The following is a 6,466-nucleotide window of genomic DNA, read 5'->3' on the forward strand; positions in this document are numbered from 1 at the left end:
CGGGCCCTCAGCGGGGGCGACGCCCAGCGGGGCGGTCTCGGCCTCGGTGGTGATCACCGTGCAGGTCACCCACCAGGCGAGGGGGTGCTCGTCGGGAAGTGTCCTGTCCCGCCAGAACTCGTACAGGCCCGCCATGGCGAAGACGGAGCCGTCGGCGGGCGTCACGAAGTACGGCTGCTTGCGCGGCCTCTTCTTCTTGCCCTCGACCTCCAGCTGCCGCTCCTCGGGCGCGGTCACCCACTCGTAGTAGCCGTCGGCCGGGATGACACAGCGCCGGGAGGTGAAGGCGCGGCGGTAGGACGGCTTCTCGTGGACCGTCTCGGCGCGGGCGTTGATCATCCGGGCGCCGCCCTCGGGCGTCTTGGACCAGGAGGGGACCAGGCCCCACTTCAGGGTGCGGAGCTGGCGAACCGGACGGGGGTCACCGGCGTCTTTCAAGGGACGGTCGAGGACCGCGTAGACCTCTTTGGTGGGGGCCACGTTGAAGTCGGGGGCCAGGGCCTCCTCCGGCTCGTACTTCTCGATCTCGAAGATCCCCGCGAGATCCTCGGGTCCACGACTCGATGCATACCGTCCGCACATACGTGCCAGACTGCCAGACCCCGTACGACCAGAGGAGCCGGTCCCAGCAATGGCCCAAGGATTCGAAACCGCCGCCGACGCCAGCCTGACCGGCCTCTGGGACCGGATCTTCGGCACGCAGGCGGCGCCCGAGGAGTGGCTCGTCATAGCCACCGGCGTCGTCGCGCTCGCCGTCATCGTGCCGCACGGCGTCTGGCGCGTGGCCCGCAACGCCATCACCATCGCGCACGAGGGCGGCCACGGCCTTGTGGCGTTGCTCACCGGGCGCCGCCTCGACGGCATCCGGCTGCACTCCGACACCTCGGGCCTGACCGTGTCGCGCGGCAAGCCCACCGGGCCCGGCATGATCCTGACCGCCGCCGCGGGCTACACCGCCCCGCCGCTGCTCGGCCTCGGCGGCGCAGCACTGCTCGGCGCCGGGCACATCACGGCGCTGCTCTGGATCGCCACCGCGCTGCTCGTCGCGATGCTGGTGATGATCCGCAACGCCTACGGCGCCCTGACGGTCGTGATCACCGGCGGCGCCTTCCTGCTCGTGTCCTGGCTGACCGGTTCCGAGGTGCAGGCGGCCTTCGCGTACGCGGTGGTGTGGTTCCTGCTCCTCGGCGGTGTGCGGCCCGCCTTCGAGCTCCAGTCCAAGCGCAGGCGCGGCGGCGCGGGCGACTCGGACGCGGATCAGCTCGCCCGGCTCACCCACGTCCCCGCGGGCCTCTGGCTCTTCTTCTTCCACGCTGTCTCCCTCTGCTCCCTGATGGGCGGCGCTCGGTGGCTGCTCGGCGTATGACGCGGGCTCTGAGCGGCGCCCCCGCCAGCCACTAAAGTGAGGGCATGACCGAAACCCCGGCGAACACCGCCCTCTGGCCCGCCCCGCACGCAAGCGGAGCCGTCACCGCGACGGTCCACGTCCCCGGTTCGAAATCGGTCACCAACCGCGCCCTCGTCCTGGCCGCGCTGGCCGCCGAGCCCGGCTGGCTGCGCCGCCCGCTGCGCTCCCGCGACACCCTGCTCATGGCGGGCGCCCTGCGCGCGATGGGCGTCGGCATCGAGGAGACCGTCTCGTCGAGTTCGACCGTGGCGGGCACCCCGGAGGGCTCCGGCGAGGCCTGGCGGGTCATTCCCTCGGGGCTGCGCGGCCCCGCCGCAGTGGACGTCGGCAACGCGGGCACGGTCATGCGCTTCCTGCCCCCGGTCGCCGCCCTGGCCGACGGCCCGATCCGCTTCGACGGCGACCCCCGTTCGTACGAGCGTCCGCTGACCGGCGTGATCGACGCCCTGCGGGTGCTCGGCGCCCGGATCGACGACGACAACCGCGGCGCGCTGCCGCTGACGGTGCACGGCGCCGGTGCCCTGGACGGCGGCCCGGTCGAGATCGACGCCTCGTCCTCCTCGCAGTTCGTGAGCGCCCTGCTGCTCTCGGCCCCGCGCTTCAACCAGGGCGTCGAGGTGCGGCACGTCGGGGGCGCGCTGCCCTCCATGCCGCACATCCGGATGACCGTCGACATGCTCCGCGCGGTCGGCGCCCAGGTGGACACCCCCGAGGCGGGCGGCGAGCCCAACGTCTGGCGAGTCACCCCGGGCGCGCTGCTCGGCCGTGACCTGACCGTCGAGCCCGATCTGTCGAACGCGCAGCCGTTCCTCGCCGCCGCCCTGGTCACCGGCGGCACGGTGACCATCCCCGACTGGCCCGCGCACACCACGCAGCCCGGCGACGCGCTGCGGGAGATCTTCACCGAGATGGGCGGCTCCTGCGAACTGACGCAGGCGGGCCTCGTCTTCACCGGGTCCGGGTCGATCCACGGCATCGACGTGGACCTCGGCGAGGTCGGCGAGCTGACCCCGGGCATCGCGGCGGTGGCGGCCCTCGCCGACTCGCCCTCGACGCTGCGCGGCGTCGCCCATCTGCGGCTGCACGAGACGGACCGGCTCGCCGCGCTCACCAAGGAGATCAACGAACTGGGCGGCGACGTCACCGAGACCGCCGACGGCCTGCACATCCGCCCGCGCCCGCTGCACGGCGGCGTCTTCCACACCTACGACGACCACCGCATGGCGACCGCGGGCGCGGTCATCGGCCTCGCGGTGGAGGGGGTCCGGATCGAGAACGTCGGCACGACGGCGAAGACCCTCCCCGACTTCCCCGATCTCTGGACCGGAATGCTCGGGAACTGAACGGGCGGATCGAGAACCATGCGCCGCTACGGCAAGAACCCCGACGAGGACGACATCCGCGTCCGCCCCAACCGCAAGGGCAACCGCCCCCGCACCCATATCAGGCCCAAGCACGAGGACGCGGCCGAGGGCATGGTCCTCACCGTGGACCGCGGGCGTCTCACAGTCCTCGTCGAGGACCGGGTCGTGATGGCCATGAAGGCCCGTGAGCTGGGCCGCAAGGCCGCCGTGGTGGGCGACAGGGTCGCCGTCGTCGGGGACCTCTCGGGGAAGAAGGACACCCTCGCGCGGATCGTGCGGATCGCCGAGCGCACCTCCGTCCTGCGGCGCACCGCCGACGACGACGACCCCTACGAGCGGGTGGTCGTCGCCAACGCCGACCAGCTCGCCATCGTCACGGCACTCGCCGACCCCGAACCGCGCCCGCGGCTGATCGACCGGTGCGTGGTGGCCGCGTACGACGGCGGTCTCGAACCGGTCCTGGTGCTGACCAAGTCGGACCTCGCCTCCGCGGACAAGCTCCTGGAGACCTACGCGACGCTCGACATCCCCTACGTGGTGACCAGCCGCGAGGAGTTCACCGACGGCGCGGAGCTCGCGCGCGTCCACGAGCTGCTCGACGGCAAGGTCACGGCCTTCGTCGGGCACTCGGGAGTGGGCAAGACGACGCTGGTCAACGCGCTGGTGCCGGAGGAGCGGCGGCGCACCACCGGGCATGTCAACGCGGTCACGGGCCGCGGCAGGCACACCACGACCTCCGCGCTCGCGCTGCCGCTTGCGGGCGCGGACGGCTGGGTGATCGACACGCCCGGCGTGCGGTCCTTCGGGCTGAACCACGTCGACCCCTCGCGCGTGATCCTCGCCTTCCCCGATCTGGAGCCGGGGACGGCGGACTGCCCGCGCGGGTGCAGCCACGACGAGAAGGACTGCGCCCTGGACGCCTGGGTGGCGGACGGGCACGCGGACCCGGCGCGGCTGTACTCGCTGCGCCGGCTGCTCGCCACCCGGGAGCGACGCGAGGAGGACTGACCTCGCCGTTGTTTGCGGCTCCGCACACCCGGTAAAGGCATAATCGCACCAAGCCGGATTCGGCCGGGCGAAGCGGTCACCGAACGTAGTGCGGAGGCGTGGACATGGCGTGGCTGCTGGTCATAGTGGCGGGAATCCTGGAGACCGGCTTCGCGGTCTGCTTGAAGCTCAGCCACGGTTTCACGCGGCTCTGGCCGACGATCGCGTTCGCCAGCTTCGCGCTCGGCAGCTTCGGTCTGCTCACGCTGGCCCTGAAGAAGCTGGACGTCGGGCCCGCGTACGCGGTGTGGACGGGCATCGGCGCCGCGGGCACCGCGATCTACGGCATGGTCTTCCTCGGTGACCTGGTCTCCACGCTGAAGATCGTCTCGATCTCGTTCGTGATCATCGGCGTGATCGGCCTCCAGCTCTCCGGCTCCGCCCACTGACCGGGCCGCACCGACCGGGCCGCACCGACCGGGCCGCACCGACCGGGCCTACACCGCCCCGACCCACCGTCCGATGGCCCCGCGCACCAGCTCCGCGGGGTCGTCGTCGTTCCCGGCGGGCGCGACCACGTAGGACAGGGCGAGGCGGACCGCGCTCTCGCAGGCGAGGGCGAGGTCGGGCTCCCTGGCCCGGCCCCGGCCGCCGAGCGCGACCACGGCCCGGTCCCGCACCAGGGCGAGCAGCTCAGCGGCGTTCGGCACCCCCGCGTCGGCACGGCGCTGCGCGGGCACCGGCGAGGAGGACCCGGCGACCCGGCTCGGCGCGGGCAGACGCTCACCCCAGCAGCCGGTGAGCGCGGCCCGCACCAGGGGATTTCCACGGGCGGCACCGACCGTCCAGGCGGCCACGGCGGCGAGCCGGTCGGCGGGCTCGCGCTCCTCGGCGAGCGCGCGCTCGACGCCGTGCAGATAGCCGTCCGTCTCGCGCCTCAGCAGGGCGCGGGCGAGGCCGTCCTTGCTGCCGAACTCGTTGTACAGGGTCTGCCGGGACACCCCGGCGACGGCCGCGACGTCGACCATGCGGACCCCCGGCCAGGATCGCCGGGCGAGCGCGGTGTAGGCCGCGTCAAGTAAGGATTCCCGTGCCGCAGGCATCGTCGCCTCCCCGGGCCGAAGCGGCTCCGGGTGCCAGAGTTGACGCGCTCGGGGGCACTGTCAATAGCTTCGGCGCGAGGTGGCCGAGCCCGTCCGCCAGAGGGTGGTGGCCGGTCACTTTCGAGATCGATACTGTTCATGCATGCCCGACTACCACGATGATCTGCGTCTCGCCCATGTCCTCGCCGACGCCGCCGACGCCCAGACCATGGACCGGTTCAAGGCTCTCGACCTCAAGGTCGAGACCAAGCCGGACATGACGCCGGTGAGCGAGGCCGACAAGGCGGCCGAGGAGCTGATCCGCTCCTCGCTCAAGCGCACGAGGCCACGCGACGCGATCCTCGGCGAGGAGTACGGGGTCGAGGGCACGGGCCCGCGCCGCTGGGTGATCGACCCGATCGACGGCACCAAGAACTACGTACGCGGCGTCCCCGTCTGGGCCACGCTGATCTCCCTGATGGAGGCGGGCGAGGGGGGCTATCAGCCGGTGGTCGGCGTCGTCTCCGCGCCCGCGCTCGGCCGCCGCTGGTGGGCGGCGAAGGGCGGCGGCGCCTACACCGGGCGCAGCCTCACCTCCGCCACCCGGCTCCAGGTCTCGAAGGTCTCCCGGCTCGCCGACGCCTCCTTCGCGTACTCCTCGCTCACCGGCTGGGAGGAGCGGGGGCGCCTGGGCGGCTTCCTGGACCTCACGCGGTCGGTGTGGCGCACCCGGGCGTACGGGGACTTCTGGCCGTACATGATGGTGGCCGAGGGTGCCGTGGACATCTGCGCCGAGCCCGAGCTCTCGCTCTGGGACATGGCGGCGACCTCGATCGTGGTGACGGAGGCGGGCGGCTCCTTCACCGGTCTCGACGGCAGGCCGGGCCCGCACAGCGGCGACGCGGCGGCGTCGAACGGCCTGCTCCACGACGAGCTGCTCGGTCACCTGAGCCAGCGCTGATCAGGCGGGCCCTCGCGCTCCCCGAACTGACCGCATCCGCCCCCTTGTTGCGGCCCGGCTTGGCTGCGACTCTATGAGTCCCCCCACTTGTGAACTTGTGAAATCGTTCTCCAGCAGGTAGCGGAGGCAATCCTTCGCCCACCGGGAGGTCTCGGTTCCACCAAGGAGGTGGCTCACGCCCATGCTCGTCAGCGACGCCATGAGCACGGTGGTCCTCACCATCGGCCCCACCCACACCCTGCGCCAGGCGGCCAGGCTGATGTCCGCGCGCCACGTCGGCGCGGCGGTCGTCCTCGACCCCGACACCTACGGCCTCGGCATCCTGACCGAGCGCGACGTCCTCAACTCACTCGCCCTCGGCCAGAGCCCCGACCAGGAGATCGCCGGTACGCACACCACGACCGAGGTCGTCTTCGCCGCCCCGGCGTGGACCCTGGAGGAAGCCGCGGACGCCATGGCCCACGGCGGCTTCCGGCACCTGATCGTCATGGACGGCAACGAACCGACCGGCATCGTCTCGGTGCGGGACATCATCCGCTGCTGGGCGCCCGACCGGCGCGCGGCGGCCCAGTTGACGGGGTGAGGAAACGGCGGCGGGSCSGCCCCCCAGAAGGGGAGCCGGCCGGTCGGGCGCCCAGCAGCGGATGATGTCCCGCACCGAGAC

The 6,466-nt window shown here is 72.4% G+C and carries 8 protein-coding genes; 6 read left to right on the forward strand and 2 right to left on the reverse strand.

Features of this window, described 5'->3' with window-relative positions:
* Positions 1 to 582, reverse strand: a 582-nt coding sequence (locus AB8Z36_RS26195) for an SOS response-associated peptidase (protein ID WP_369215838.1), incomplete at its 3' end; no start/stop codon positions are given.
* A gap of 49 nt (positions 583 to 631) precedes the next feature.
* On the opposite strand from AB8Z36_RS26195, the gene AB8Z36_RS26200 reads away from it, so the two are divergent.
* The 4 genes from AB8Z36_RS26200 (at position 632) to AB8Z36_RS26215 (ending at position 4,208) form a co-directional block, all read left to right on the forward strand.
* Positions 632 to 1,366 (forward strand): M50 family metallopeptidase, encoded by a 735-nt coding sequence (locus tag AB8Z36_RS26200; protein WP_369215839.1) that lies wholly within the window; start codon positions 632 to 634, stop codon positions 1,364 to 1,366.
* 44 nt (positions 1,367 to 1,410) lie between these two features.
* Complete coding sequence (aroA, locus tag AB8Z36_RS26205) at positions 1,411 to 2,751, forward strand: 3-phosphoshikimate 1-carboxyvinyltransferase (protein ID WP_369215840.1); 1,341 nt, start codon at positions 1,411 to 1,413, stop codon at positions 2,749 to 2,751.
* A gap of 18 nt (positions 2,752 to 2,769) precedes the next feature.
* A complete protein-coding gene (rsgA, locus tag AB8Z36_RS26210; protein ID WP_369215841.1) occupies positions 2,770 to 3,780 on the forward strand; it encodes a ribosome small subunit-dependent GTPase A in 1,011 nt (336 codons plus the stop codon).
* A 104-nt stretch (positions 3,781 to 3,884) separates the two neighbouring features.
* Positions 3,885 to 4,208, forward strand: coding sequence for a DMT family transporter (locus tag AB8Z36_RS26215; protein WP_369215842.1), 324 nt, complete (start codon positions 3,885 to 3,887; stop codon positions 4,206 to 4,208).
* Positions 4,209 to 4,256: 48 nt separating this feature from the next.
* Here AB8Z36_RS26215 and AB8Z36_RS26220 read toward each other — a convergent pair whose 3' ends face one another.
* Complete coding sequence (locus AB8Z36_RS26220; RefSeq protein WP_369215843.1) at positions 4,257 to 4,862, reverse strand: TetR/AcrR family transcriptional regulator; 606 nt, start codon at positions 4,860 to 4,862, stop codon at positions 4,257 to 4,259.
* A gap of 142 nt (positions 4,863 to 5,004) precedes the next feature.
* On the opposite strand from AB8Z36_RS26220, the gene hisN reads away from it, so the two are divergent.
* Positions 5,005 to 5,802, forward strand: coding sequence for a histidinol-phosphatase (gene hisN / locus AB8Z36_RS26225; protein ID WP_369215844.1), 798 nt, complete (start codon positions 5,005 to 5,007; stop codon positions 5,800 to 5,802).
* A 181-nt stretch (positions 5,803 to 5,983) separates the two neighbouring features.
* The gene (locus AB8Z36_RS26230; RefSeq protein WP_369215845.1) at positions 5,984 to 6,385 is read left to right on the forward strand and encodes a CBS domain-containing protein; all 402 of its coding nucleotides are present in this window, start codon (positions 5,984 to 5,986) and stop codon (positions 6,383 to 6,385) included.
* Positions 6,386 to 6,466: the final 81 nt, after the last annotated feature.

Source organism: Streptomyces flavofungini (assembly GCF_041028215.1).
In the GTDB taxonomy this organism is placed as follows: domain Bacteria; phylum Actinomycetota; class Actinomycetes; order Streptomycetales; family Streptomycetaceae; genus Streptomyces; species Streptomyces flavofungini_B.

What these genes read in the sequence shown, in the direction of transcription:
- AB8Z36_RS26200 (WP_369215839.1), top strand. Translation starts at nt 632, where the DNA reads ATGGCCCAAGGATTCGAAACCGCCGCCGACGCCAGCCTGACCGGCCTC.
- aroA (WP_369215840.1), top strand. Translation starts at nt 1,411, where the DNA reads ATGACCGAAACCCCGGCGAACACCGCCCTCTGGCCCGCCCCGCACGCA.
- rsgA (WP_369215841.1), top strand. Translation starts at nt 2,770, where the DNA reads ATGCGCCGCTACGGCAAGAACCCCGACGAGGACGACATCCGCGTCCGC.
- AB8Z36_RS26215 (WP_369215842.1), top strand. Translation starts at nt 3,885, where the DNA reads ATGGCGTGGCTGCTGGTCATAGTGGCGGGAATCCTGGAGACCGGCTTC.
- AB8Z36_RS26220 (WP_369215843.1), bottom strand. Translation starts at nt 4,862, where the DNA reads ATGCCTGCGGCACGGGAATCCTTACTTGACGCGGCCTACACCGCGCTC.
- hisN (WP_369215844.1), top strand. Translation starts at nt 5,005, where the DNA reads ATGCCCGACTACCACGATGATCTGCGTCTCGCCCATGTCCTCGCCGAC.
- AB8Z36_RS26230 (WP_369215845.1), top strand. Translation starts at nt 5,984, where the DNA reads ATGCTCGTCAGCGACGCCATGAGCACGGTGGTCCTCACCATCGGCCCC.